Below are 25,737 nucleotides of genomic sequence, written 5' to 3' on the forward strand. Positions count from 1 at the left end.
TAATTAAAAAGAATTTTAGTAGAATAATTATGATTTCTAAATTCTTTTTCAAAGCAGTCTTACTAAAATATAAATAAAATAATTTTTACTTGTCACTCACAATCATTTTCATAAGTCCTATTTTTATCCTTAACTACAACTCCCTCATCTGCATAAAATATAATAAAACTTTCTGCATCTGCACCTTTAACTTCCTTATTTTTACAATACACTCTATTCCTATCTTTTGAATATCCAAATTGAAGTTCCCTGAATGTCGGAACATCTACGCCTTCTATTTTAAAAAATAGTTTATTTTGGATATCCTCAGTTTTCTCGGTGTCCAATTTTTCCAAATTTGAATAATCAAAATAATAAATTCCGTTTTTATCTTTAAAATATTCACTGCGTTTATGAACAGGCTTAAAGGAACTGCTGTCAAAATTTAAAGATATAAGCTGATATTTTTTTTCTTCATTTTCAGCTTTCAAAAAGTATACATTATTTTTATTTTTAAAAATTATAGCGTTTTCATCTAAAATTTCAAATCCATCAGAATTTACGCCTTCCAATTTATTTCCATTATAATAAATATTCCTGTTATCTTTTCCAAAGTCTGCTTCCAAACTTACAAAACTGTTATTGTCAGCCGCTTCCAGTTTTTTCAATTCTTTGCCAAAATCCGCATCATAATAATAAACAGTATCTTTATCTCTATAATAAGTATCAAAGTTTTTATTTATCACTTCAAAACTTTTAGTATCCACTTTTGGATTTTCTATGGTAACTAACTTAGTTTTTACAATTTTACCACTATCTTCATCAAAAATAGTAATCAATTTATATAAATTTTTATTGTCAGTCAGGAAATAAAAAGATTCATTTCTGTTATTCAAATCTATAATTCTAAACTCACTAGAACTTATTCCATTTATTTTTTTCCCCATAAAATATACACTATTTTTATCGTAAGAAAAATCGTTCTCATTTTCTTGAATAACAAAACTATCTTTGTCAGCACCTTCCAACTTTACAACATCATTTCGTGTAAAATAAATATTATTTTTATCTTTTGTATACATATTATTTTTCATTACTTCAAAAGAATTTGCATCTGCATTTTTTATTATTTTGCTTGAATAAGTTTCATCAAATTTTGTTGATTTTGAAATTACATACACATTTTTATCGTCTTTTCCGTAAATTAAATTTGGAACGTTATAATACTTGCTCAAAATTATTTCAAAAGTTTCTGGACTTTTTATATTCAGTTTTTCCCCTTCTGAAAAAATTCTATTCCCATTTTTTACCACGTCAATTCCACCAGAATACAAAATTTTAAGATTTTTCTTATCAATTTTATCAATTTTCAATTCCCGATAGTAAAGATTATTTCTATCCTTTGAATAATAAGTTGTTCCAGAAAGCCTTTCAAAAGTTTTCAAATCAGCCTCTTTTATTTTTCGGCCTCCAATAAAGATACCATTTTTATCTTTTGAATACATTTGAACAAGATCGCTAGGCTCTAAAATGACTTCAAAAGATTTTGCATCAGCTCCTTTTATTTTTTCACCAAGATAGTAGACATTATTTTTATCTTTTCCATAAGCTCCATTTTCTCCTATTACTTCAAAAGTAGCCGTATCGGCATTTTTTATCTTCTGTCCAAAATTCAGAAATACATTTTTATCATCCTTCAAATAAACCTGATTTAATATTTTTATCGTATCAGGATTCACATCTTTTATTTTATCAGAGCCACTGTACACATTATTCTTGTCTTTTGCGTAATAATCAGGCATTATTATCTGAAATGTGCTTTTATCAACATCATATATCGGCGTTCCAGCATAATAAATATTATACTTGTCCTTTGAATAACCTTGATCAATTACCTCAAAACTATTCAAATCCTGAACATATTCAACTTCAAGAAAACTTCCTCCAATATACAATTTGCCATTATTTCTAAGATACAAAAGTTTGTCCTTATTTTTATAAAGTTTGAAATCTTTCGGATTTATCTCCATTTTTTCATCATAATTGTAAATATATTTTTTATCTTTCCCATTGACTTCCCCAATTACCTGAAAAGTCTTAACATCAGCATCTATTAACTTCTTATCAAGATAAAAAACACTTTTCCCATCTTTCCCATAAACATCATTTAATTTTACAAATGTCTTAAAATCCGCATTTTCTACTTTTCTCTCATCAGCTTGCTCTGTTTCATCCTTATAGTAAACAGCGTTATCCTTTTTTATATATTCAGCTATTCCCAGATTTGCCACAAGAAAGACAAGAATTACAATTTTAGAAAGTTTGCTTTTCATAAAATTTCCTCCAACTCCTTTTATAAACAATTTATCAAAAAACATTTAAAAATATTTAAAACTTTTCAAAATTAAATCAGATAATTAAAAAGAATTTTAGCAGGATAATTATGATTTCTAAATTATGTTTTAAAGCAATCTTACCAAAATATAACTCAAAATAATTTTTACTTATTACTCACATTCATTTTCATAAGTCCTATTTTTATCCTTAACTACAACTCCTTCATCTTCTAGCACGACAGTAAAACTTGGTACATCCACCCCTTTAAATTCTTTATATTCACAATAAACTCTATTCTTATCTTTGGAATACCCATATCCAAATGCTTTAAATGTTGGAATATCTGCTCCTTTGAGTTTAATGAAGGCATTCTGCACATCCTTTAATTCTGAATTTAACAGTTTACCGTAATCAAGATAATAAATCCCATTTTTATCTTTAAAATAATTACTCGTACCCTTATTCGCTATATCAAATGAAGCGCTGTCAAAATTTAAAGGTACTATCTCATAATCTCCTTCTCCAGTTTCATCTTTCAAAAAATATACACCATTTTTATTTTTTGCAATATCTGGACCAACAAATTTAAACCCTTCTGAGCTGATATTCCTAATTTGCTTCCCAAGATAATAGACATTTTTATTATCCTTTGCAAAAAAATTATCCATTTCAACAAAGCTTTTGCTATTACTACCTTCGACTTTTCTTAGTTCATTTTTATTCATATCATAATAAAAAACGCTGTCATTATCCCTATAATAACTTCCCGTGTCTTCTTTAACAATCTCAAAACTCGGAGCATCTACTTTTACATTCGTTACAGTAACCAATTTTGTATTTTTCAATTTATACGTTTCAGTATCAAATTCATAAATAAATTTATATAAATTTTTACTGTCTGTCAATAGTGCAAATGTTACAGAATCCCCAGAATTAACAGCTAAATCAACAATCTTAAAGCCTTTTGGACTGATTCCATCTATCTTTTTCCCATAAAAATAAACACTGTTCTTATCATGTGAAAAGCCATGTTCTCCAATAGTAAAACTGTCTTTGTCTACATCTTTTATTTTCACAACATCAGAATACGTAAAATAAATATTATTTTTATCTCGTGAATATGCACCAATTTCCATTATTTCAAAAGAATTTATGTCCGCATCTTTTATTACTTTACTACGAATTTTTTGTCCATTTCCTATAATTACGTATATATTTTTGTTGTTTTTTCCATAAATTATATTTGGATCACTGTAATAATCATTTTTTATTATTTTAAAATTTTCTGGATTTTCTATATCAAGACTATTTCCATTAGCATAAATTCTATTTCCATTTTTTATAATATCAAGCACTCCAGCACTCATATTTTCTAAATTATCTCTAATTTTATCAATTTTTACTTCTTGATAGTACAAGTTATTTTTATCTTTTGAGTAAAAAGTTGATTTTTCTAATTTTTCAAATGTTTTTGAATCTGCTCCTTTTATTTCCATTCCAGAAATATAAACTTTTTCTTTATCTTTTGAATATGTTGCAAAAGCTATTTCTGAAATTATTTCAAAAGTTCTAGGATCTGCTTTTTTAATTATTTCCCCAAATAAATAAACATTTTTATTATCTTTTGCGTAAATATGCATTTCTCCTAAAACTTCAAAACTGTCCAAATCAGCATTTTCAATTTTCCCATATTTTGTAAATACACTTTTATCATCTTTCAAGTAAATTTCACTTAAAATTTTTACTGTTTTTGGATTCACTTCCCTTATTGGTCTTGAACCATAGTACACCTTGTTTTTATCTTTTGCATAAGCATCTGGCATTATTATCTGAAAAGTGTCCATATCAACATCAGACAAAGTTACTCCATCATAATAAATATTATGTTTATCTTTTGAATATTCATCATCCAGTACTTCAAAAGTATCTACATCTTTAATTCCATTAAGTTCATCTAATCCTTCTAAATCATATATTTTACCATTATTTCTAAAATATACTATTTTATCCTTATTTTTATAAAATTTAAAATCTTTTGGATTTATTTTTACTTTTTGGCTATACCAATAAAAGTTATCTTTATCTCTTCCAATATTTTCCCCAACTGCCTGAAATGTTTTAAAATCTGCATTTTCTAGTTTTTCGTCTCTATAAAAAACATTTTTATTATCTTTCCCATAAATCCTATTCAGCTCTACAAATGTCTTAAAATCGGCATCATTTACCTTATTCTCATCAGCCTGCCATATTTCATCCTTATAGTAAACAGCATTATCTTTTTTTATATATTCAGCCATTCCTAGATTTGCCACAAGAAAGACAAAAATTACAATTTTAGAAAGTCTGCTTTTCATGCACTTCCTCCATAATTTTAGAAAATTTTACTGTTTCTATTTCAATGTAACTGGTAATTTTTCTCCACCTAAAATATGGTAATGAATATGATAAACTTCCTGTCCACCATTGTCCCCAATGTTAGTTATAACTCTATAACCATCTTTATCTAATTCCAGAATTCTAGCCACTTTTGCCACAGTCAACTGTAATTTACCAAGCAGTAAAACATCTTCCTTAGTCGCCGCATCCAAATTTTTAATTTCCTTTTTTGGAATTACAAGCACATGAACTTTTGCCGCTGGATTTATATCATGAAAAGCCAAGAACTCTTCATCTTCATATACAATATTTGCTGGTATTTCCTTATCTATTATCTTTTTAAAAATTGTTGACATAAAAATCACTCCCTTATTTTATTTTTTAAATATTTTTTAAAATAGATGTATTCAAAAACTCAATGTTTTTTTATTTTAATAAGGGGTCAAGACCCCTTGGTTCATAATATTTATTTTATTAAATTCTAATAATTTCTGAACAAGTCTAATAAATATTTAGTAATAAATTTAATTAGAATTTTTGAAGATATTTTCTAAATTATAATTCTATTTTCCCAACTCTTTTAGCATGTCTGCCACCTTCAAACTCTGTATTTACAAACGCTTCAACACATGCTAATCCCAAATCTTCTCCTAAAACTCTAGCTCCTAACGCTATTATATTTGCATTATTATGAAGCCTTGAAAGTTTTGCTGTATATTCATTGTGACAAAGAGCCGCACGAATTCCTTTTATTTTATTTGCAGCAATAGAAATTCCAATTCCAGTTCCACAGATTAAAATTCCAAAGTCTACTTCCACAGCAAGAACTTTTTCACCAACTTCTTTTGCAATATCAGGATAATCAATTGAATCTAAAGTATCAGTTCCGACATTCATAACTTCATACCCCTTGCTTCTAAGCTCCTTCATCATTTTATTTTTAAATTCTACCCCTGCATGATCATTTCCAATCGCTATTTTCATTTGTAAAGCCTCTTTTCTTCTTAATAATAAGTTATTTAATAAGTTCTTCTAGTAACTCATTTGAAATTCTTTTCAATTTCCCATTTTCATCCACAAAAACATTTACGGTTTCAGCCTTTGCCTTTAAAACTCCGTCTGAATTGTACATTTCATAAGAAAATCTGATTTTAATATTGTTTATTTCTTCAATTTTCACAGAAATTTCGATTTCTTCATCGTATTTTGCAGAATTAATATATTCAATATTTAGCGTCTTTACTGGTAAAATAAATCCCATATCTTCCATATTCTTATATGGAAAAACATCCCTAAAATATTCAGTTCGTGCCATTTCCATCCATTTTAGATAATTTGAATGGTATACAACTCCCATTTTATCAGTATCATAATAGTAAACTCTAAGTTTAAAGCTCTTCTTTTTCATTACATTTCCTTAACTTCAATTTTTACACTTTTTCTATCTTTTTTTGCAAGTGAAGACATAAGAACCCTAAGTGCTGTGATTATTCTTCCGTTTTTCCCGATTACTTTCCCCATATCATCTTTTATTACATTAATCGTTATATCTACAAATTTCCCTTTTTCATTGCTTTCAATTGTATAGCTTTCTGTTGAATCCAATAAATTCTCAACCCAAAAATCCACAGTTTCAAAATATTTACTCATTTTATTTCTTTCCTCCATTTTTTATTTAAAATTTTATTTTCTTATAACTATTATATCATAATTTCAATATTCTTATCAAATTTTGTTTATTAATTTTTTGAAGAAAATTTTTTGGTATAAATTATTATAAAATTTAATTATAAATATTGTTTGTTTGTTTTTATAATATACAATTAATCATAAACGTCCGATAATATAAATTAGTGATTATTAAAAATTTAGTATTGATTTTTTACACAATATTATGTATAATGAATTTGAGGTGATACTATGCCAATGAAACCAAAGGAAATGATTAAATTTTTATTGAGAAATGGTTTTGTTGAAATTAATGGCGGTAAAGGTTCTCATAGAAAATTTTTCAATCAAAGTACAGGCAGAACAACCTTAGTTCCATATCATTCTAAAGAATTGAAAAAAGGTATGGAACATACAATTTTAACGCAAGCAGGGCTTAAAAAATAGCCTTGTTTCTAAAAAAGAAAAAACAGGAGGTATCGAAATGCTAGTATATCCAGCAATATTCCACAAAGCCAGCGAAGGTGGCTTTGTAGTTGTTTTTCCAGATTTTGACAATGGTGCAACTCAAGGAGAAACACTGGAGGAAGCAATGGAAATGGCTCAAGATTATATAGGGACTTATTTATATGATGATTTTATAAATAAGAATGAACTTCCTAAAGCCAGCAATATAGACGATATTGAAATAAAGATTGGAAATGATGAAAAAGAATTTTATATTCCAAATCAAAGTTTTAAATCATATGTAAGTTTAGATATGCAAAAATATGTGAAAGAAAGCAAAAATCAAATCGTAAGAAAAAATGTATCAATTCCAAGCTGGCTAAATGAAATGGCAAAAAGAAATAATATAAATTTTTCAAACACTCTTCAAAAGGCTTTAAAACAAGAATTAGGTATTTAAAATTCATAAAATCACAGTTATTTTGACTGTGTTTTTTTATCCAAAATTTTTTTATACATAATTTTAATTTATACTTCTAAACTATTTAAAAATAAGGTTTTATTTGATATAATATACAAATAAATTATGTTTTTAGAAAGGACTGAAAAATATGAAAAAAATGTGGGAAGGGCGATTTCATAAGGAAACTAATAAATTGTTAGAAAAATTTAATGCGTCTATTACATTTGATAAAAGAATGTATGAGGAAGATATAACAGGAAGTATTGCACATAGTAGAATGCTTGCTAAACAAGGGATTATTGCGGAAAATGAACAAAAAGATATTGAAAATGGGTTGCTTCAGATAAAGGATGAAATTGAAAAGGGAGAATTTGAGTTTAGAATTGAAGATGAAGATATTCATATGTCGATTGAGAAAAGGTTGACACAGATTATCGGGGCTGTGGCTGGGAAATTGCATACTGCCAGAAGCCGAAACGATCAGGTGGCTCTTGACGTGCGAATGTATGTACGAAAAGAAGCCCGTGAAATCTCAAATTTGCTTGTAAAAATGGAAAATGTACTGCTAGGACTTGCTGAAAAATATAAAAATGTTATTATTCCTGGATATACTCATTTACAAAGGGCTCAACCGATTTTATTCTCTCATCACCTGATGGCTTACTTTCAAATGTTTAAAAGGGATATTTCAAGAATTGAGGACTTTCTCAAAAGAAGTGATGAAATGCCACTTGGAGCAGGGGCATTGGCTGGAACTACATTTAATCTTGACAGACATTTTGTGGCAGAAGAACTTGGATTTTCAAAGCCTACGGAAAATAGTCTTGATTCTGTAAGCGACAGAGATTTTATAATTGAGCTTGCAATGATTATTTCAGTAATTTCAATGCACTTATCAAGATTTTCAGAAGAAATTATTATCTGGTGCACATCCGAATTTTCATTTATAAATCTAGATGATGCCTTTGCAACTGGCTCTTCAATTATGCCACAGAAAAAAAATCCCGACATTGCCGAACTTGTAAGAGGGAAAACAGGCAGAATCTACGGAAATCTTATGGGAATCTTAACAACAATGAAAGCACTCCCACTAGCTTATAATAAGGATATGCAGGAAGACAAGGAAGGAATTTTTGACTCTATTGACAATATCAAATTATCCATCGAAATTTTCTACCTAATGCTTGATACAATAACAGTAAATAATAAAAAAATCTATGCTTCAATGCGAGCTGGATTCCTAAACGCAACAGACGTAGCCGATTACCTTGCAAAACACAACGTTCCGTTCAGACAGGCACATAAAATCGTTGGAGAAATCGTATCCTACTGCGAAGATAAGAAAATCGCAATTGACAACATGAAACTCGAAGAATTTCATAAATTTTCTGACGTTTTCAAAGATGACATTCTTTCAGAAATCACAATTGAAAACTGCGTAAACAAACGAAATTCATTTGGTGGAACCTCTATAAAAAATGTTGAAATGCAAATTGAAAATGGAAAGAAATTTTTAGAAACTTTATAATAGGAGTTTTTATTTTTTATTTTTGTAGGATTGCTCATTGCCACGAAATTTTATCTTGCAATAAAGGTTTATATTCTTTATTACAAACTTTTCCAATAAATAAAGGAGTAATAATTAAAATATAATTATTTAATAAATCGACGGAGCTTTTATTTGTTCAACTACGACTGTTTGACGACTGTAAGGAGGAGTTTCGGAGTTGGGCAAATAAAAGTCGTAGTCTAGCCATAGGTGCAGGATTTGCGGCAATGAGCAATCCTGCGAAAAAAAGAAAAAGCAGAGCAAGCAGTAAAAGATATTATTAAATAAAACAACCTAATTAAACCCTATTTAGAAAATAGAAACTATTTTAAGAACAAGAAGTTTTAATTCCTTGAATAAGATATATAATTCAAAATTTATTAAACATTCGTTATTTAAATAGAATTTAGTATTAGATATAATTTTATTTTCTATTAAATTTTTTGAAGAAATATAAAAAAATTGCATTTTAACTTGAAATATTGTATAATTAAAATATAAAAAGAACACAATTAATTAATACAAAAAATGAAATACATATTCAACTTAGATAAGACAATATAAAAGGAGATGAATATTTATGAAAAAGATTATTATGCTGGTTATATTGGCTATGACTATCTCTAGTTGTGAACTGCTTAATCCAAATGAATGGAGAGAAGCAGAGAGAGAAGCAGCTGAAAGAGGAGAGAAATGTTACAGAGACCGTTATGGTAATTTTTATTGCGAAGATACAAAATAAGAAATGATGAATTTATATAAGAAGGGTAAGGCTTCTCGTTCAGGAGAATGTATTCTTGCTCTTTTTCTTTTGATTAAATAATTATAAAATTATATCTAATTTTTAAATTTTAATAAACTGATGGAGTTTTCATTATTAAACCCTATTTAAAAAATAGAAACTATTTTAAGAACAAGAAGTTTTAATTCCTTGATAAGATATATAATTCAAAATTTATTAAACATTCACTATTTAAATAGGAAATAATATTAAAAAAAAATGTAAATGAAAGGAAAAATTATTACAATGAAAGAGATTAGACTAGCACAAGAAAAAGATATTCCAAAAATAGAAAATTTACTGGAACAAATTTTATTAGTTCATCATGAAGGTCGTCCAGACATTTTCAAGGCAAATGGAAAAAAATACACAGCAAAAGAATTAGCAGAAATGTTAAATGATTCAAATAAGCCAATATTCGTAGCAACTGATGAAAATGATAACGTAATCGGATATATTTTCTGTATTTTTGAGCAACAAACAAATCATAATATTCTAACTGATATAAAGACATTATTTATTGATGATCTTTGTGTTGATGAAAGCACTCGTGGGCAGAATATCGGAAAGAAATTATACGATTTTGCTTTGGATTTTGCAAAAAAAGAAGGCTGTTACAATTTAACATTGGATGCTTGGGCTAAGAATACTGGAGCTGTTAGATTTTATGAAAGATTAGGAATGAAAGTTCAGAAGTATGTTTTTGAAGAAATTTTGTAATTTTCTATTATTTAATATATAGATGAGCTATTAAACAGATTTAAGATTAAAATTTTAAAATTTTTTAAAAATATGCTATAATATGCTTAAACTCTTTAAATTAATACAAAATAAAAAGTTAGAGTTTGAATAAATGGTTACATTTTTTAAATTCAGTTTTAAAATTTGTTACTATAAAAGTTAGTAAATTTAAAAAATTTAGGAGGAAAAATAAAATGTCTGAGGGCAGTTTATTATTACAGATTGTAATAATAATAATTTTAACGGGAATTAACGCTTTCTTTTCGAGTGCGGAAATGGCGATTGTTTCGTTAAACAAAAATAAATTAAAAATATTAATTGAAGATGGAAATAAAAAAGCAATTTTACTTGACAATTTACTGCAGGAACCTAGTAAATTCCTGTCTACTATTCAAGTTGGGATTACTTTGGCAGGTTTTTTTGCATCAGCATCGGCAGCGACTGGTTTATCCCAATATTTATCTGGTGCATTGCAACCTTTGAATATTCCGTACAGTAATCAAATTTCAATGATTTTAATAACTTTTTTGTTATCATACATCACTCTTGTTTTTGGGGAACTGATTCCAAAGAGAATTGCACTTAGAAATTCAGAAAAGATTGCTTTATCATCAGTCGGAGTTGTTGTATTTATTTCAAGGTTATTTTCTCCATTTGTAAAATTTTTGACATTTTCTACAAATTTTGTTCTTACAATTTTGAAAATGAAAGAAGACAATATTGAAGAAAAAGTTTCTAAAGAGGAACTGCGTTCGCTTGTGGAAGTTGGTAAGGAACACGGTGTTATAAATGAAGCTGAACAGGAAATGATTGAAAATATTATTGAATTTGATGAAAAAATTGCACGAGAAATAATGATTCCGAGAACAAAAGTATTTTTGATTGATAAAAATATCTCAATTCATGAACTTTTTGAAAATAAGGAAATTGGAAAATATTCACGTATTCCTGTTTATGAAAATGAAGCTGACAATATTGTTGGTGTGCTATTAACCAAGGACTTGATGATGGAAGCCTACAAAAAAGGGTTTGATAACATAAAAGTTGCTGATTTGCTGCAAGAAGCGTATTTTGTTCCTGAAACAAAAAATGTAAATGAACTATTTAACGAAATGCAGCTGGAGAAAAAGCACATTACTATACTGATTGATGAATACGGAGGTTTTTCGGGAATTGTTACGCTTGAAGACTTGATTGAAGAAGTTATGGGAAATATTGCCGATGAATTTGATGATGAAGACTTGTCAATCCGTCAATTGTCACGAAATAAATATTTAATTAGCGGAGAAGTTTCGTTAAATGACTTGAATGATAACTTTAACTTTGAACTTGAATCAAAATATTATGACACTTTGAGTGGAATTTTAATTGAAAATTTAGGATATATTCCTGAAGACAATGAAAATATTGAGCCAATTACAATTAATGGTGTTGTATTCAAGCCACAGCGAGTTAGAAATAAAAAAATTGAAAAAGTTGTTATGACTTTTGACAAAGATAAAACAGAAGATGAAAAGGCTAAAAATAAATCGAATGAAGATGAATAATATTTCTAACAACATAAATAATACATAGAAATGGAGTTGATTAATCAAAATGGGCATCACTAATGTTCAACAAACAGGCGGGCTTAAACGACTTTTCCCGCTTCTAGCAAATGAAAATGTCAATATGAAAAAGGAAATTATGGCAGGGATTACAACATTTCTTACAATGGCGTACATAATTGCTGTAAATCCAAACATTTTATCACAAACAGGAATGGATGCAGGTGCATTAGTTACAGCTACTTGTTTTTCCGCTGCACTTGGCTGTTTTCTTATGGGCCTTATCGCAAACTTGCCTTTTGCCCTTGCTTCAGGTATGGGATTAAACGCATTTTTTGCATTTACAGTTGTACTAAAAGGCGGTATTAGCTGGCAAACTGCTCTGACTGCAGTATTTTGTGAGGGAATTATCTTTATCTTCTTAACGCTCTTTAAAGTGCGTGAAGCCGTAGTAAATTCCATTCCAGAAAATATGAAACACGCTGTTACTGGGGGAATCGGAGTATTTATTGCATTTGTCGGTTTTTCAGGAAGTGGACTAATTGTTTTAAATGAATCAACAAAAGTTAGTATGGGGCATTTTTCTCCAGCCGTTATTATTTCATTTATTGGATTAATTTTAATAGCAATTTTAGATAAAAAGAATGTACGTGGCTCAATTCTTTATGGAATTGTTTTAAGTTCTCTTCTAGCTTGGGGATATGCTCTTATAAATCCTGCACATGCAAAAGAATTAGGGATTTATTTGCCATCTGGTGTCTTTAAATATGAATCAATGATGCCTGTTATGGGAAAATTAGACTTTAAGCTATTTACAGATTTTAAAACATTTGGAAATTTATTTGTTATAGTTTGTACATTTCTCTTTGTAGATTTCTTTGATACTGTCGGAACATTGATAGGGGTATGCTCAAAAGCAGATATGCTAGATGAAAATGGAAACGTACCAAACGTAGGACGTGCTTTAATGGCAGATGCAATCGCAACTACAGCCGGTGCCGCACTTGGAGTTTCAACAGTTACAACGTATGTAGAAAGCTCAACAGGAGTTATCGCAGGAGGAAGAACAGGATGGACTGCTATTACGACAGGTTTCCTATTCTTAATATCAATGTTTTTTTCACCAATATTTATTTCAATACCAGGATGTGCTACAGCTCCAGCCTTAATTTACGTTGGTTACTTAATGCTAAGTTCAGTTAAAAATATAGACTTGCACGATATTCTAGAAGGTGTTCCATCTTTCATTACAATTACAACAATGGCTTTGACTTATAGTATCGGAGATGGATTAACACTAGGAATTTTATCTTACGTATTAATAAATCTATTTTACAATTTATTCTCGAAAAAAGAAGACAGAAGGCATGTTTCATGGGTAATGGTTATTTTAGGTGCATTATTTATAGTTAAATTGTTATTTATGTCCTAATCAAAATTTATAAATTTTTATAAACAAAAAATATGATCTCTTATACATTAATTGTATTTGAAATCATATTTTTTATTACTTTTACATAAAATAATTTAAAAAGTTATTTGTAATGATTAGCACAAGCTATTATTATAACTTCATTTTCAGTCAATTTATAAATAAATCTGTGCTTATCAGTTATTCTTCTGCTCCAATACCCACTTAATTCATGCTTTAAAGCCTCTGCTTTACCTATTCCTTCATTTCCATTTCTCTGAATATCTTTTATAATTTCATTTATCTTTTTTATAACTTTTTTATCTTGAGCTTGCATTTCTACATATTGTTTCCAAGCTATACTTGTCCATACAATATTCACTTTAGTCCTCCTCAATTAGCTCATGAACTTCTAATTTCCCCGTTTCTGCTTCCTTTTTGCTTTTCAATAATTCATTATAATAATCTTTATTAGACATAATATACAAATTTTCCATAAGATTATTGTATTCTTCTTCACTCATTAATACCACATTTTCATCATTTTTTCTAGTTACAATTATTGTTTCATAATCTCTTGTTGCCTTATCACAATACTTTTTAAAATTATTTCTAATATTAGAATAATTTGTAGCTATCATATTTCTCACTCCTTTTAAATCTTTGTTCAATTTATTGTACAATATATAATGAAAATTGTCAATTATATTTACAAAAAAAATAGAGAACTAATTTTTAATTCTCTATCTTTTGTAGTTTCAAATATTAAATTTTTATAACAAAATTTTAGAAAAAGATCCCATTCCTAAACTTACCTTCCGACTCAATTGGCTCTGTTCCAGCCTTAAACAATGCTGTACGCTTGTTCACTCCATCTCTGTCCAGTAATCCAATTTGTAAATCAATATCTCTTGTTGTCAAATCTTTTCTTGTAATATAATCATCTATAAATTCAAAAACTCCAACATTGTAATTTGGCAAGTCAACTACCGTCTGCATATAAGTTTTCCAAATTGGTGCAGCCGCAGCTCCTCCGGTCATTCCTACTCCCATTGACTTGTTATCATCGTTTCCAACATATACTACAGTCGCAAGAGTTGGAGTATAACCTGTAAACCACGCTGAAACATAATCAGAAGTTGTTCCTGTTTTTCCAGCCATTGGGATAAGCTGTCCGTCCTTAAATACTTTTGCAGATTGTCCAGTTCCATAATTTACAGCATTTTCAAGCATATAAGTTAAGATTGCAACATCTTTTGAATCGTAAACTTTTTTCATTTTTGGTTTTGCTTCATAAACAACTTCACCGTATTTATTTTCAATTTTGTAGATATACTGAGGTTCCACCTGATAACCTCCGTTTGCAAGTGCTGCGTAAAACATTGCCATATCTATTGGTCTTGTGGAAATTGAACCAAGCGCCAATGTATAGTTTTTAGGAAAATCTCCTCCTACAATTCCTGCATCTCGCCACACTTTTTCAGCAGCATTAATTCCAACGTGCTGTAATAATTTTACTGGTATTATATTATTTGAAATTTCCAACGCTTTAGCAAGTGTCATACTGTCTCTAAAAACTCCATCATAATTCTTTGGACTCCAGTTTCCAATTTTTACTGGGGAATCTTCCATAACACTGTTCATCGCCATATTTTTTTGCAATGCCGCAAGATAAACAACTGGCTTGTAAGATGATCCTGGCTGTCTTAATGCACTTATTGCACGGTTAAAATTACCTTTTTTATAATTTTTTCCTCCAACCATTGCTTTTACAAACCCATTGCTTGGATCAATAGAGAGCAATGCACCATTTAAGTTCGCTCGGCTCTTCAAGTTATAGTTATTGTTAAATGCCGAATAAGCTGCCCTTTGTAAATCTAAATCAACTGTTGCATAAATTTTATAACCATCAAATAGGAATTTTTGATCTTCTTCAGGTATTTTCAATATTTTTCTTACTTCGCTTAATACAACTGTTGTAAATTCAGGTGCCACATTTGAAGTTGAAATCTGTTCTTCTTCATTACGGCTTTTAATATTTCCATTTACAAATGTAATTTTTTCTTTAACAGCTTCATCATATTCTTCCTCTGTTATAAACCCAAAGTTTCTCATCTGATGAAGTACGATTTTCTGTCTTTCCAGTGCATTTTCTATTTTTGAATATTTTGTTGGCGATTTAGGAAGACTCGCTAAAATTGCCGCTTGTGCAATGGATAATTTTTTTGGCTCTTTATTAAAATATTTTATTGCCGCATTTTTTATTCCGTATGCTCCTTGCCCAAAATAAATTGTATTCAAGTAATTTTCCAGAATTTCGTCTTTTGTATATTTTCTCTCAATTTCTATTGCTAAAATCGCTTCTTTAATCTTTCTTGTCATTGTTTGTTCTGGGGATAAAAAAGCATTTTTTGCAAGCTGCTGAGTAAGTGTACTTCCACCTTCACGCCGTCTTCCTGTAATTGTCAAAAACGCCGCTCTTGCTGTTCTTATAAAATCAAATCCATGGTGAGTTCTAAACTTTCTATCCTCAATTGCCAAAAACGCATTTTGAACATGCAAAGGGATTTCCCCAATTCCAATCGGCGCTCTATTTTGAACCATTATCGTATCTATCTGATTTCCATTAATGTCATAAATTACCGAAGGCGATACAGGTGCATACCCATCAATTAAATCAACAGGTGTTTCCTTGCTTACTGTATAAACCAAAAAAGCTCCAGCTCCAACTCCGATTACAAACAAAAATACAAAAACTTTGAAAAAAAATGAAAATAAACTAAATTTTTTTCTAGGTTTTGCCACTTTCTCTTTTTTCTTATTCTTTTTCATTACTACCTCTTTTCGTAACTGTTTCAACATTTACTTAAACTAAATTTTTTAAATATTATGTACAGAATCCATTTGTTTTTTTGCCTTCAACTGTCCGCAGGCCGCTGCAATGTCCTGCCCTTTAGTTTCCCGCAACGTTACATTAACATTTTTATCTTTCAATAATTTATAAAATTCCCTTTGTTTTTGTTTTGATGGAGTTTTATATGGCTTTCCACCAACAGGATTGTAAGGAATCAAGTTTACTAGACACGAAAATGAATTTAAGAACCCAGCCAGTTCCCTTGCATCTTCAGGCTCACAATTCAAATCATCAATCAAGATATATTCAAATGTAATACGATTTTTAGTTTGTTTCTGATACTCCAGAAGAGATTCTTTTAATTGTTTTACTCCCCATCTTTTATTTATTGGCATAATCTCGCTTCTCACATCATCCTTTACCGAATGTAGCGAAATTGCCAAATTTATCTGATTCTCATTTTCTGTAAATCTTTTTATTCCATTCACAATTCCGCTTGTAGAAATTGTAAAATTCCTTTTTGAAAAATTTTGCCCTTTTGGAGAATTTAACATATTAATTGAACCAAGAACAGCATCGTAATTTAAAAAAGGCTCTCCCATTCCCATATAAACTACATTTCCAAGTTTTTCTCCACGTTGCAGCAAATGTTTCTGAACATAATAGTATTGCAGTAAAATCTCAGAAATTGACAAGTTTCTTTCATAAGTCATTGTCGCTGTTGCACAAAAATCACATCCAATAAGGCATCCAATTTGCGAAGAAACACAAAGCGTATGCCGATTTTTATGAGAAATAAGCACACTTTCAATCAGCCTTCTATCCTTCAGTTCAAACAAAAATTTCTCAGTATCCCCATCTTCTGAAACTTGATGCGTCTTAAATTCAAGCTTTGCCACATAAAATCTCTCTTTCAAAATCTCTCTGTCTTTTTTGGAAATATTAGAAAACTCATCAAAATCAAATACCAATTTATTATGCAGCCAGTCAAAAACTTGACTCGCATTAAACTTTTTAAGACCAATCTCAACAAATTTCTCCTGCAAACTCTCTAAATCCATCCCCAAAATATCAATTTTCTCAATTGTATTTATACTTGTCATTTCATTATTATTTAGTTCCATTATTTTATTTTTTTCAATTTCCTCCTTTTATTTTTACAATTTTCATTGCCTATATCATACCATATTTTACGAAAATATTACAGTATAAAAAATAGAATTTTCAAAATAAAAAAAATGCTCAAAATTTAATTTTACTTAATCTATTTCTGAACATTTTTCTTAATTTTTAATTTTTATATTCCAAAAGCCTCTTTTAATACAATTTTCAATTGTTTTCATTCTCATCATTTAACTATTTTTAACAGGTGCTGTTACCTTTTGCTACAAATTTTAAATATATTTTTTTTCTTCAGGAAGCATAACTTCTGAAAAAGTTCCATTTTGAATACTGTTCCTTATCTCAATAACTTTATCAGTTATATCCGTTATATTTACAATCCACTCATTTACATATTTTTTCACTGTTTCTCCCTTTATGCCTAACTGTATCGCTCTTCTTCCCATTGGATTACCGTAAATATCCCTGTCAGGATCCCATTGACATCTTACTTCTGAATTTTCTAGTTTTTCTTTCCATTCTTCCTTAGATAAATCAGAAACTTCTCTAAAAGATGAAAGTACAGCATTTCTCACTATTTCATCAAATCCTTCCCTTTTCAGGTCAATTGCCAGTATTCTTTCTTGTGCTTGCTTACTGGCCCAACCGCTTCTGTACATCATCCATAAGAATGATGGCTTTATCCAGGTCATTCTTGTAAGGCTGAATTTACTTCCAAACCTTCCTAACTTCAAAGCCTCATCTGCTATTTCATTATTATATGCCTGGTAAACTCTTATTGTTTTATCATCAAATACAGCATAAATATTTTTTTCCTCTTCTTTTTTCATAATTATTCCTTTCATTCGACATCCTTATTTGTAAAATCACATCTGTTCAGCTGTTCCATTGCATGTTCTCTTATCATTTCTTCATCACTTTGTAATAATAATTCCAATTTTTCTTTCGCCTTAGGAGTATTTATATATCCTAAAGCAAAACAGCATTTTCTTACTAATGCAAAATTATCATCCCAACGGTATTTTTCAAAATTTGAAATTGCTAGATTATATATACAGTCTATTGTAGAAGGTAATTCCATTTTCTGAAGATAAAACACTATATCTTCGTGTTTTCCATGCCATTCTTCTTTTGTTAATTTGCATAAAATATCAACAAATTTTTCACTGTATAATTTGAACATGTAAATTGCTGAAATTAAAATATCTACGCTGTGTCCATTTTTTTCATTATATGCTTTTTCCAACTCTGTTTTTATATACTCTATTCTTTCATCATCATTTTTTAAAAATTCCTTTTGTACTTGTTGAAAACTTATTTGTTTTTTATATTCTTTCCACATCAAATTTTCCAATTTTTCAAGATTATTTTTTTCCATTTTTTATTATTTCCTTTCTAAAATTGATTTCTTTAATATTTTGATTAAATATATCTAATCCTTTCCCATCACCTAAATTCCGAGTTATTTGATTCCCTTCCTGTTTAAATTGTATATATCCATATTTTTTCCATCCAATAAAAGATTCCTTCATATTAGGATATTCTTTTATTAATTTTTCACCATCATTATTCCTTACACCTATTTTTTCAAATTGCTTATCTGTTCCAGGTTTTAATTTAAATTCTAAATTTATTCCAGTATACTCTTCACTATATTCTGCTTTTTCTGCAATACTAGTTTCGCCACTTGGTGGTAAATTTCCACTTTTTAATAAACGATCATAATGTTTTTCAGAAATTGAACGATAAAATATATCATAACTTCTGCTATAATCATTCGTTACAGCATTATAACTTGGAACAGAAACTAATCCTTGCCCTTTGTTTCCTAATTCTACATATGGTGTTTTAGTTTTAGGTAAACTCCACTCATTACCTCTACCTAATGTATAATTACCCTCAGAATTTTTTACTGCTGTTTTTGAGATTTCTGAGTTAAAATTCCAATTCGGTTTTGATGAATTTAATGTATAAGCTTTTTTTGAAGGTTCAATTACAGTATTTCATTAGAATTTCCTGCTTTATTCATTTTAAACTGTTTTAATACCAAGCCATTGAACGCCCTGCTAACCAATATATTCGTTGGCAGCTTTACTGCTAAATTTTCAGTCTTTTGACGTTGGTTAACTGCTTCTGGTGTAACATACTGTAACTCTCCATCAGTTTATGAAATGATTTAATATCACTTGGCATCATTGACTGAAGTCTACCATCTTCAAATACAACTGCGACACCTTTTTTATTTTGTCAGCACCATCAATATAGTAAAATAATTTACCATTTACATTTCTTACATTCTTCTTTTTCTTAGCTTCTTTAATTACTCTTTCTGCTTATTCAGTAAAGTTCATAAATCCTTCCAGTGAGTTTTCAAATGTTCCCTTAGAAACACCCAATCTTTATTCTAAAGGAAAAGAAATTATTGCATTATCTTTTCCAATCTTCTAATAATCCAAGTCTTTCCTTGTATTCTTCAAGTTCTATCTGTAAACTTCCTTCTATATAGATCCTATCTCCTTTTTTTAAATCCATATCTTTTTCCATATCCAAAATTATATCTCTGTCTACAATGGAATTTTTTGCATAATAAGTAAACTCATTTATGACTTCTGTTATTTTTACTACTGCATCTATTCCAGAATATTCATTTTTTTGTACGTACATTAATTCTTCATTTGTTCTTTTAAATTCTGTTATCCATGCTATAAATAAATTTCCTTCTATTATGTCTCCTACCTTTCTTTTCATGCTTATATTGTTCATCATAAAAACATCTTCTGAAAATTCCATAAAATATATACCAAATTCTTTTCCATCATCAATTTTTTTTACCCTTAACCACCTTTCATCAAAATCCGCTTCTATTTTCTTTATTATAAATTTTTCCATTTTTTCTCCTGTCCTTCAATTTATTTTACTGGAACTTTAAAAGGCATCATAGATTGTATTTTCCCATCATATATTATTACTTTTACACCTTTTTTGAGTTCTTAATAACTTTAAAATCGTCTATTTTTAATTCTCCTTCTACATAAATCATATCACCTTTATTATAGCTTACCCTACTTTCAAAATCTATTAATATTTTTCTATCAGAAATATCTGATTTTACATATATAGAATATTCATCTATTACTCTATATACTTCTACTATTGCTTCAATATAAGATGAATTTTTTATAGGTTGTTCATATGATATTTTATTAGATTTATTAACCGATGATTTAAAAGAAAAAGAACGTGAGCTTTGTTCATTTTTTTTATTGTTTATCTTCATACTTTCACATACAAAAACAATTAATAATCTTCCTTCTAAAATATCTCCTTTTTTTATACTTTTTATTTCTTTTATATCTGTTACGTAATCATCATGTGATAAAAAATATACAAATATTTCTTTATCATCTGATAATCTTTTTACTAAAGCTATTCTTTCGTATGTATCTGCTAAAAGAATTTCTTTTATTAAATATCTTTTCATAACAATGTACTCCTTAAAATATTTTCTTTTATAATTTTATTTCAGTTTATGAAATGATTTAATGTCACTTGGCATCATTTCCAATATCATGCTAATTGAAAATATATCTAGATATTTTAAATCTTTTTCAAACATACTTATTGTTTTATCTAAAAGATGATTATCTTCTAAAATTTTAGTTAATATATATAGAATATCCCAGTATTTATCATATTTTAAGTTTATATTCTTCATTTCACTTATTTTTGATAGTATTTTCTCTACTTTTTCTTTTAACCATTTTCTTTCTTCTTTTTTTGAAATATTAAATTTCATATATTGTTCAAGATATTGTTCTCTTTGCATATGAAAATAACTCCATTATAATGTAAAAATATTTTTTTTGCTTCTTTATAGGTTTCTATATTCATAAATTACTTCACCACTTTCTAATAATTTCTACCTTTTATAAAGTTAAATTGGTTATCTAGTGTTACATAAATATTTTTTTCATACTCAATCCCTTCGTTCTATATCCTTATTTGTAAAATCACATCTCTTCAACTGCTCCATTGCATGTTCTCTTATAGTCTCTTCTTCACTTTGCAACAATAGTTCCAGTTTTTTTTTCGCCTTAGGAGTATTTATATCTCCTAAAGCAAAACAACATTTTCTCACTAATGCAAAATTATCATCCCATTGATATTTTTCAAAATTTGAAATTGCTAATTCATAGATGCAATCTATCGTTTGTGGTAAACGTCTTCCTTGAAAAAATGTTGCTATTGTTTCATGTTCATTATGCCATTCTTTTTTTGATAACTTACAAAAAATATCAACAAAATCATATGAAAAAACTGGAAATAGTTTGAATATTCCAATTGAAGCCATTAAATACTCTATTTTATCTGAGTTTTTTTCTTGAATTGCTTGCATAAATCCTTCTTTTATAATTTCTACTTTTTTTTCATCTGTAAAAGAAAAATTAAAATTCAATTCTTTTTTAGATATTTTTTTTTCTATCCAGTAATCATCTATTAGTTTAACTAAATTATTTACTTCTTTTTGATATCTAAATTTCATTTTACATTATTCTCCTTTATCACTTCATATTTTTTTAAGTTCTTATTAAATAGTTCTAATCCTTTCCCACCTTCTTTTCCTAGTTGGATATTTATTTGTTGACTATTAAATTCATTCGATTCTAGTTTAAATTGGACATTTTTTAATCCCCATCCTGAGTATGTTTTTGGCATATTTGGATATTGTTGTCTAAGACTACTTCCTTCATTTGCTCTTACCATTTATAGTTCCTTGCTTTGTATAAAATTTCAGTTGAATACCATCATAACTATCTGTAAATCCTAAATTAGGTGATATTGACGTTTCTCCTGTTCCTTTTAAATTACCTGTATTTTTTAATATATCATAATGCTCTTGACCTATTGTTCTATAATAAATTTCATATATGGAATAATCATTAATAAAAAATATTAATTATTATTCATTATAAGCAACTGAAATTTCTTTTTTTATTGTAGCTACTTTACCTTCATTTTCTATTACAAACTCTAAATCAAATCCTTTTTCCATATAGATAGATGTGGTAATTTTATATTTTTCATTTTTTGAACCTAAAATATCGGTTATTTCTTTATCTATTGAATAAATAAATTCTTTTTTATTGACATTAATAAACTTGGCATCTTTTAAACTATCAATTCCCAATCTTTCATTTACAATAATTTCACCAATTTTTTTAACTTTATAATAATATTTTTAAAATAATCAATTTCAATATCTTCAACTTCAAAAATTTTTTCTTTATTATCAGAATAAAAAAATGAAATTGAGTAAAATCCTTCTTTTTTTACTTCTCTTGAATTATTAAAATAAAGAAATATAACTAATATAACTAATATAATTAATAATAATACAATAATTTTTTTCATTTTATTTTCTGAAACTTTCTAACCAATTTTCATAAAATTCTTCTTGTTCCTTAACACTGCCAATTTTTAATTCACTATCGTAATCAAAAATATCTACTACATCAGCTAAAACCGCTTGTTTTCCCATTTGTAATTTATACGCCTTTGTCCCTCCAAATTCTTTTTGCATTCCAGAAGGATAAACATTAATAGCTGAAGCATTACAAAGTAAATAAATGTTATTTAATTCTAATTTTTTTCGTAATTCTACAACAGAATCAAAAATATTATCACTTTTTGAAAAATATATTGTTCTTTCAATTTCTATTTTTAAATTAATTTCATCTTCAATTTCTGATAAAAATAGTTTATTTTTTTCTATTTTTCCATTATTAATAATGTTAATCTCCAATATTTCCATATTATTTTCATCTTTCACATTTACCATCCCTTTCACTCACTTTTTAATTTCTACATATTCCTCCAAAAACGCCATTTCAACTTTCTAATATCATTAATTCTAGCATTTTTCAATACCAAAACATATTCTTTTTCTCCAGTTCACTTTAATACAGCTTTACAATATTTTTATATTTTTTCAATTTATAAATTTATAACCCCAAAATGCAAATTAAAATTATTATTTTTTTCTCTTCTTCTGAAAAAAGTAAAAAAAAAACGCTATATTATTATTAATAAAACTATTATATTGTACCATTCACAATTTGTCAATATTTGGGATTCAAGCTCTGATTTATTTACTTCCAAAAACTTTTCATATCATAAAAAAAATGATATAATTTACAAAACAAATTTTATAAAAGGAGCAATCGTGAATTTATTTAATCAAGAAAAAAATAACGAAAATGAAAATATAGATAATGAAAAAAATACCAGTTTTTCTGATGTTCAAGAAAAATATACAAAATTGAGAAATGAAATCGAATATCATAACAATCTTTATTATAATGAGGATAAGCCTCTTATTTCCGATATGGAATACGACGCTTTAATGCGTGAATTAAAACAGCTTGAGCAGGAATATCCAGAATTACTGAAAAATGAGAAAAATGGAGAAAGTTCACCTACTGAAAAAATTGGGGGTACTGCGAGCGAAAAATTTTCAAAAGTACGACATCGGGTGCCTATGCTTAGTCTGTCGAATACTTATAATATTTCTGAAATTGAGGATTTTGACAAAAGAATCAAAAAAATTATTTTATCTGAAAATGTTAAGGAGCATTCAAAGGAACTAGAGTATATTCTGGAACTGAAACTGGATGGGCTTAGTATAAGCTTGATTTATGAAAATGGAGTGCTTATTCAGGCTGTAACACGGGGAGATGGTCAAATTGGGGAAGATGTGACTGAAAATATTATGGAAATTAAAACTATTCCTAAAAAATTGAAAAAAAATGTTTCGCTGGAAGTTCGTGGAGAAATTATCTTGCCAATTTCAAGCTTTAACCGAATAAATCAAGAACGGGAAGATGATGGTGAAGATGTTTTTGCAAATCCTAGAAATGCGGCTTCAGGGACAATAAGACAGCTTGATAAGACAATTGTTGCAGAACGTGGGCTTGACTGCTATCTCTATTATCTTGTAAATGCTGAAAATTACGGGATAAATACTCATTTGGAAAGCATTGAATATATTGAAAAACTTGGGTTTAAAACAACAAAAATATTTGAGAAATATACTGATTTTAAGGAATTGGAAAAATCCATCGATAAATGGCATAACGACAGGAAAAAACTTGATTATGAAACAGATGGGCTTGTTATAAAAGTAAATAATTTTGCACTTTACGAAACGCTTGGCTACACAACTAAAAGCCCACGATGGGCAATTGCCTACAAGTTTCCTGCTGAACAAGTAAAAACTAAATTAATGGACGTAACTTTTCAAGTTGGAAGAACTGGTGTAATCACTCCTGTTGCTGAACTTGAAGCCGTGAATTTATCAGGTTCTGTTGTGAAAAGAGCAAGTTTACATAACTTTGATGAAATTCGCAGAAAAGATATAAAAATTGGCGATAATGTCATTGTAGAAAAGGCGGCAGAAATTATTCCGCAAGTTGTAAATGTTGTGTTTGACGATAGGACTGGAAAAGAAATTGAAATTCAGGAGCCAACAAATTGTCCTGTCTGCAATAGCGAGCTTGCACACGAAGAAGGACTTGTTGCCTTAAAATGCCACAATCCACTTTGTCCCGAAAAAGTTAAACGCCAAATTGCCTATTTCGTTTCTCGTGATGCAATGAATATTTCTGGACTTGGCGACAAAATTGTCGAAAAATTTATTGAATTAGGAAAAATAAAAACAATAGTCGATATTTATTCGTTGGAAAAATACCGTGAAGAATTGGAAAATCTGGAAAAAATGGGACAAAAAAGTGTAGATAACTTAATAAATAGCATTGAGTCCAGTAAAAATCGTGATTTTTCAAAAGTTCTCTACGCACTTGGAATCCCTTTTGTTGGAAAATTCAATGCGAACCTTTTGACAAAAACTTTCAAAAACATTGAAAATCTGAAAAATCAGTCAATCGAAAATTTACTGGCTGTAAAAGGTATTGGTGATAAAGTGGCACTTGCTGTAAATACTTTCTTAAATGATGAGGATAACTGGAAAATTATCACAGATTTAAAAAATATTGGATTGCAATTTGCTGTTGATGAAACTAATTCAGAAGAAATAGCAGATAATCCAATAAAAGACAAAAACTTCCTTGCAACTGGAAAACTGCAAAAATACAAACGAAACGACATAAAAGATATTATCCTGTCCAAAGGCGGAAATTATCTGTCAGCAGTCTCAAAAAATCTGGATTTTCTAATCGCTGGAGAAAAGGCTGGAAGTAAACTGGAAAAAGCTGAAAAATTGGGCGTTCGGGTGCTTACGGAAGATGAATTTGAGAAGGAATTTTTGGAAATTTAATTTTTAACATATCACCGAACACTTTCAATGTTAAATAAATTCAATAGGTTTAATAAATTTTATTTATAAAAAAATAGGGATTTCCTTAAATTACGGTAATCCCTATTTTTATTTCAATGAATTGTTATTT

General features: G+C 28.4%; 29 protein-coding genes. 8 read left to right on the forward strand and 21 right to left on the reverse strand.

Annotation, left to right across the window (positions count from 1 at the left end; all coding sequences use genetic code 11):
* Positions 1-92: 92 nt before the first annotated feature.
* From QU666_RS07550 to QU666_RS07575, 6 genes are all read right to left on the reverse strand, one after another.
* The gene (locus QU666_RS07550) at positions 93-2,312 is read right to left on the reverse strand and encodes a DKNYY domain-containing protein (RefSeq protein WP_036069734.1); all 2,220 of its coding nucleotides are present in this window, start codon (positions 2,310-2,312) and stop codon (positions 93-95) included.
* Positions 2,313-2,486: 174 nt separating this feature from the next.
* Complete coding sequence (locus QU666_RS07555; protein WP_021768123.1) at positions 2,487-4,670, reverse strand: DKNYY domain-containing protein; 2,184 nt, start codon at positions 4,668-4,670, stop codon at positions 2,487-2,489.
* A gap of 36 nt (positions 4,671-4,706) precedes the next feature.
* A complete protein-coding gene (locus QU666_RS07560; RefSeq protein WP_021768122.1) occupies positions 4,707-5,048 on the reverse strand; it encodes a histidine triad nucleotide-binding protein in 342 nt (113 codons plus the stop codon).
* 199 nt (positions 5,049-5,247) lie between these two features.
* Positions 5,248-5,676 carry a ribose 5-phosphate isomerase B gene (rpiB, locus tag QU666_RS07565; RefSeq protein WP_021768121.1) on the reverse strand — a complete coding sequence of 143 codons (429 nt, stop codon included), beginning with the start codon at positions 5,674-5,676 and terminating at the stop codon, positions 5,248-5,250.
* A 31-nt stretch (positions 5,677-5,707) separates the two neighbouring features.
* Positions 5,708-6,100, reverse strand: coding sequence for a thioesterase family protein (locus QU666_RS07570; RefSeq protein ID WP_021768120.1), 393 nt, complete (start codon positions 6,098-6,100; stop codon positions 5,708-5,710).
* Positions 6,100-6,342, reverse strand: a complete 243-nt coding sequence (locus QU666_RS07575) for a KH domain-containing protein (RefSeq protein ID WP_036069730.1) — start codon at positions 6,340-6,342, stop codon at positions 6,100-6,102. The genes QU666_RS07570 and QU666_RS07575 overlap by 1 nt, the downstream gene beginning before the upstream one ends.
* 270 nt (positions 6,343-6,612) lie before the next feature.
* On the opposite strand from QU666_RS07575, the gene QU666_RS07580 reads away from it, so the two are divergent.
* From QU666_RS07580 to QU666_RS07610, 7 genes are all read left to right on the forward strand, one after another.
* Complete coding sequence (locus tag QU666_RS07580) at positions 6,613-6,807, forward strand: type II toxin-antitoxin system HicA family toxin (protein ID WP_021768118.1); 195 nt, start codon at positions 6,613-6,615, stop codon at positions 6,805-6,807.
* A 37-nt stretch (positions 6,808-6,844) separates the two neighbouring features.
* Entirely contained in the window at positions 6,845-7,267 is a 423-nt protein-coding gene (locus QU666_RS07585; RefSeq protein ID WP_021768117.1) for a type II toxin-antitoxin system HicB family antitoxin, read from the forward strand.
* 151 nt (positions 7,268-7,418) lie between these two features.
* The gene (gene argH, locus QU666_RS07590; protein WP_021768116.1) at positions 7,419-8,798 is read left to right on the forward strand and encodes an argininosuccinate lyase; all 1,380 of its coding nucleotides are present in this window, start codon (positions 7,419-7,421) and stop codon (positions 8,796-8,798) included.
* A gap of 601 nt (positions 8,799-9,399) precedes the next feature.
* Complete coding sequence (locus tag QU666_RS07595; RefSeq protein WP_021768115.1) at positions 9,400-9,561, forward strand: hypothetical protein; 162 nt, start codon at positions 9,400-9,402, stop codon at positions 9,559-9,561.
* Between the two features lie 285 nt (positions 9,562-9,846).
* On the forward strand, positions 9,847-10,320 hold the full coding sequence (locus QU666_RS07600) for a GNAT family N-acetyltransferase (protein WP_036069747.1): 474 nt from the start codon (positions 9,847-9,849) through the stop codon (positions 10,318-10,320).
* 215 nt (positions 10,321-10,535) lie between these two features.
* A complete protein-coding gene (locus tag QU666_RS07605) occupies positions 10,536-11,888 on the forward strand; it encodes a hemolysin family protein (protein ID WP_036069727.1) in 1,353 nt (450 codons plus the stop codon).
* Positions 11,889-11,937: 49 nt separating this feature from the next.
* Positions 11,938-13,320 carry an NCS2 family permease gene (locus tag QU666_RS07610; protein ID WP_021768112.1) on the forward strand — a complete coding sequence of 461 codons (1,383 nt, stop codon included), beginning with the start codon at positions 11,938-11,940 and terminating at the stop codon, positions 13,318-13,320.
* Positions 13,321-13,423: 103 nt separating this feature from the next.
* Here QU666_RS07610 and QU666_RS07615 read toward each other — a convergent pair whose 3' ends face one another.
* The 15 genes from QU666_RS07615 to QU666_RS07685 all read right to left on the reverse strand — a co-directional run bounded on the left by QU666_RS07615 (position 13,424) and on the right by QU666_RS07685 (position 23,114).
* The gene (locus QU666_RS07615; protein ID WP_021768111.1) at positions 13,424-13,681 is read right to left on the reverse strand and encodes a Txe/YoeB family addiction module toxin; all 258 of its coding nucleotides are present in this window, start codon (positions 13,679-13,681) and stop codon (positions 13,424-13,426) included.
* A 1-nt stretch (position 13,682) separates the two neighbouring features.
* Positions 13,683-13,940, reverse strand: coding sequence for a type II toxin-antitoxin system Phd/YefM family antitoxin (locus QU666_RS07620; RefSeq protein ID WP_021768110.1), 258 nt, complete (start codon positions 13,938-13,940; stop codon positions 13,683-13,685).
* A gap of 145 nt (positions 13,941-14,085) precedes the next feature.
* Positions 14,086-16,131: a transglycosylase domain-containing protein gene (locus tag QU666_RS07625; protein WP_036069725.1), complete on the reverse strand. Its 2,046-nt coding sequence runs from the start codon at positions 16,129-16,131 to the stop codon at positions 14,086-14,088.
* Positions 16,132-16,179: 48 nt separating this feature from the next.
* A complete protein-coding gene (gene rlmN, locus QU666_RS07630) occupies positions 16,180-17,277 on the reverse strand; it encodes a 23S rRNA (adenine(2503)-C(2))-methyltransferase RlmN (RefSeq protein ID WP_021768108.1) in 1,098 nt (365 codons plus the stop codon).
* Between the two features lie 270 nt (positions 17,278-17,547).
* Complete coding sequence (locus tag QU666_RS07635; protein WP_021768107.1) at positions 17,548-18,120, reverse strand: DUF4291 domain-containing protein; 573 nt, start codon at positions 18,118-18,120, stop codon at positions 17,548-17,550.
* Positions 18,117-18,653: a HEAT repeat domain-containing protein gene (locus tag QU666_RS07640; RefSeq protein ID WP_021768106.1), complete on the reverse strand. Its 537-nt coding sequence runs from the start codon at positions 18,651-18,653 to the stop codon at positions 18,117-18,119. Before QU666_RS07640 ends, QU666_RS07635 begins: the two co-directional genes overlap by 4 nt.
* The gene (locus tag QU666_RS07645) at positions 18,640-18,807 is read right to left on the reverse strand and encodes a hypothetical protein (protein WP_021768105.1); all 168 of its coding nucleotides are present in this window, start codon (positions 18,805-18,807) and stop codon (positions 18,640-18,642) included. The genes QU666_RS07640 and QU666_RS07645 overlap by 14 nt, the downstream gene beginning before the upstream one ends.
* 895 nt (positions 18,808-19,702) lie before the next feature.
* Entirely contained in the window at positions 19,703-20,164 is a 462-nt protein-coding gene (locus tag QU666_RS07650) for a hypothetical protein (protein WP_021768104.1), read from the reverse strand.
* 82 nt (positions 20,165-20,246) lie between these two features.
* A complete protein-coding gene (locus QU666_RS07655) occupies positions 20,247-20,756 on the reverse strand; it encodes a hypothetical protein (RefSeq protein ID WP_021768103.1) in 510 nt (169 codons plus the stop codon).
* A 36-nt stretch (positions 20,757-20,792) separates the two neighbouring features.
* Positions 20,793-21,101, reverse strand: a complete 309-nt coding sequence (locus QU666_RS07660) for a hypothetical protein (RefSeq protein ID WP_021768102.1) — start codon at positions 21,099-21,101, stop codon at positions 20,793-20,795.
* A 150-nt stretch (positions 21,102-21,251) separates the two neighbouring features.
* Positions 21,252-21,818, reverse strand: coding sequence for a hypothetical protein (locus QU666_RS07665; RefSeq protein WP_021768101.1), 567 nt, complete (start codon positions 21,816-21,818; stop codon positions 21,252-21,254).
* Positions 21,815-22,039 carry a hypothetical protein gene (locus tag QU666_RS07670; RefSeq protein ID WP_021768100.1) on the reverse strand — a complete coding sequence of 75 codons (225 nt, stop codon included), beginning with the start codon at positions 22,037-22,039 and terminating at the stop codon, positions 21,815-21,817. The genes QU666_RS07665 and QU666_RS07670 overlap by 4 nt, the downstream gene beginning before the upstream one ends.
* Positions 22,040-22,235: 196 nt before the next feature.
* A complete protein-coding gene (locus tag QU666_RS07675; RefSeq protein ID WP_021768099.1) occupies positions 22,236-22,463 on the reverse strand; it encodes a hypothetical protein in 228 nt (75 codons plus the stop codon).
* An 8-nt stretch (positions 22,464-22,471) separates the two neighbouring features.
* The gene (locus tag QU666_RS07680; protein WP_304984796.1) at positions 22,472-22,687 is read right to left on the reverse strand and encodes a hypothetical protein; all 216 of its coding nucleotides are present in this window, start codon (positions 22,685-22,687) and stop codon (positions 22,472-22,474) included.
* Between the two features lies 1 nt (position 22,688).
* Positions 22,689-23,114 carry a hypothetical protein gene (locus tag QU666_RS07685; protein ID WP_051285791.1) on the reverse strand — a complete coding sequence of 142 codons (426 nt, stop codon included), beginning with the start codon at positions 23,112-23,114 and terminating at the stop codon, positions 22,689-22,691.
* Positions 23,115-23,498: 384 nt separating this feature from the next.
* On the opposite strand from QU666_RS07685, the gene ligA reads away from it, so the two are divergent.
* Complete coding sequence (gene ligA, locus QU666_RS07690) at positions 23,499-25,607, forward strand: NAD-dependent DNA ligase LigA (protein WP_036069996.1); 2,109 nt, start codon at positions 23,499-23,501, stop codon at positions 25,605-25,607.
* Positions 25,608-25,737: the final 130 nt, after the last annotated feature.

Source organism: Leptotrichia sp. HMT-225, from assembly GCF_030644325.1.
Lineage (GTDB): Bacteria > Fusobacteriota > Fusobacteriia > Fusobacteriales > Leptotrichiaceae > Leptotrichia > Leptotrichia massiliensis.

What these genes read in the sequence shown, in the direction of transcription:
- QU666_RS07555 (WP_021768123.1), bottom strand. Translation starts at nt 4,670, where the DNA reads ATGAAAAGCAGACTTTCTAAAATTGTAATTTTTGTCTTTCTTGTGGCA.
- QU666_RS07655 (WP_021768103.1), bottom strand. Translation starts at nt 20,756, where the DNA reads ATGAAAAGATATTTAATAAAAGAAATTCTTTTAGCAGATACATACGAA.
- QU666_RS07605 (WP_036069727.1), top strand. Translation starts at nt 10,536, where the DNA reads ATGTCTGAGGGCAGTTTATTATTACAGATTGTAATAATAATAATTTTA.
- QU666_RS07665 (WP_021768101.1), bottom strand. Translation starts at nt 21,818, where the DNA reads ATGAAATTTAGATATCAAAAAGAAGTAAATAATTTAGTTAAACTAATA.
- QU666_RS07600 (WP_036069747.1), top strand. Translation starts at nt 9,847, where the DNA reads ATGAAAGAGATTAGACTAGCACAAGAAAAAGATATTCCAAAAATAGAA.
- QU666_RS07640 (WP_021768106.1), bottom strand. Translation starts at nt 18,653, where the DNA reads ATGGAAAAAAATAATCTTGAAAAATTGGAAAATTTGATGTGGAAAGAA.
- QU666_RS07670 (WP_021768100.1), bottom strand. Translation starts at nt 22,039, where the DNA reads ATGGTAAGAGCAAATGAAGGAAGTAGTCTTAGACAACAATATCCAAAT.
- QU666_RS07620 (WP_021768110.1), bottom strand. Translation starts at nt 13,940, where the DNA reads ATGATAGCTACAAATTATTCTAATATTAGAAATAATTTTAAAAAGTAT.
- argH (WP_021768116.1), top strand. Translation starts at nt 7,419, where the DNA reads ATGAAAAAAATGTGGGAAGGGCGATTTCATAAGGAAACTAATAAATTG.
- QU666_RS07550 (WP_036069734.1), bottom strand. Translation starts at nt 2,312, where the DNA reads ATGAAAAGCAAACTTTCTAAAATTGTAATTCTTGTCTTTCTTGTGGCA.
- rlmN (WP_021768108.1), bottom strand. Translation starts at nt 17,277, where the DNA reads ATGGAACTAAATAATAATGAAATGACAAGTATAAATACAATTGAGAAA.
- QU666_RS07645 (WP_021768105.1), bottom strand. Translation starts at nt 18,807, where the DNA reads ATGAAGGAATCTTTTATTGGATGGAAAAAATATGGATATATACAATTT.
- rpiB (WP_021768121.1), bottom strand. Translation starts at nt 5,676, where the DNA reads ATGAAAATAGCGATTGGAAATGATCATGCAGGGGTAGAATTTAAAAAT.
- QU666_RS07685 (WP_051285791.1), bottom strand. Translation starts at nt 23,114, where the DNA reads ATGGTAAATGTGAAAGATGAAAATAATATGGAAATATTGGAGATTAAC.
- QU666_RS07625 (WP_036069725.1), bottom strand. Translation starts at nt 16,131, where the DNA reads ATGAAAAAGAATAAGAAAAAAGAGAAAGTGGCAAAACCTAGAAAAAAA.
- QU666_RS07635 (WP_021768107.1), bottom strand. Translation starts at nt 18,120, where the DNA reads ATGAAAGGAATAATTATGAAAAAAGAAGAGGAAAAAAATATTTATGCT.
- QU666_RS07580 (WP_021768118.1), top strand. Translation starts at nt 6,613, where the DNA reads ATGCCAATGAAACCAAAGGAAATGATTAAATTTTTATTGAGAAATGGT.
- QU666_RS07650 (WP_021768104.1), bottom strand. Translation starts at nt 20,164, where the DNA reads ATGGAAAAATTTATAATAAAGAAAATAGAAGCGGATTTTGATGAAAGG.
- QU666_RS07585 (WP_021768117.1), top strand. Translation starts at nt 6,845, where the DNA reads ATGCTAGTATATCCAGCAATATTCCACAAAGCCAGCGAAGGTGGCTTT.
- QU666_RS07570 (WP_021768120.1), bottom strand. Translation starts at nt 6,100, where the DNA reads ATGAAAAAGAAGAGCTTTAAACTTAGAGTTTACTATTATGATACTGAT.
- QU666_RS07575 (WP_036069730.1), bottom strand. Translation starts at nt 6,342, where the DNA reads ATGAGTAAATATTTTGAAACTGTGGATTTTTGGGTTGAGAATTTATTG.
- QU666_RS07610 (WP_021768112.1), top strand. Translation starts at nt 11,938, where the DNA reads ATGGGCATCACTAATGTTCAACAAACAGGCGGGCTTAAACGACTTTTC.
- QU666_RS07660 (WP_021768102.1), bottom strand. Translation starts at nt 21,101, where the DNA reads ATGCAAAGAGAACAATATCTTGAACAATATATGAAATTTAATATTTCA.
- QU666_RS07680 (WP_304984796.1), bottom strand. Translation starts at nt 22,687, where the DNA reads ATGAAAAAAATTATTGTATTATTATTAATTATATTAGTTATATTAGTT.
- QU666_RS07560 (WP_021768122.1), bottom strand. Translation starts at nt 5,048, where the DNA reads ATGTCAACAATTTTTAAAAAGATAATAGATAAGGAAATACCAGCAAAT.
- QU666_RS07595 (WP_021768115.1), top strand. Translation starts at nt 9,400, where the DNA reads ATGAAAAAGATTATTATGCTGGTTATATTGGCTATGACTATCTCTAGT.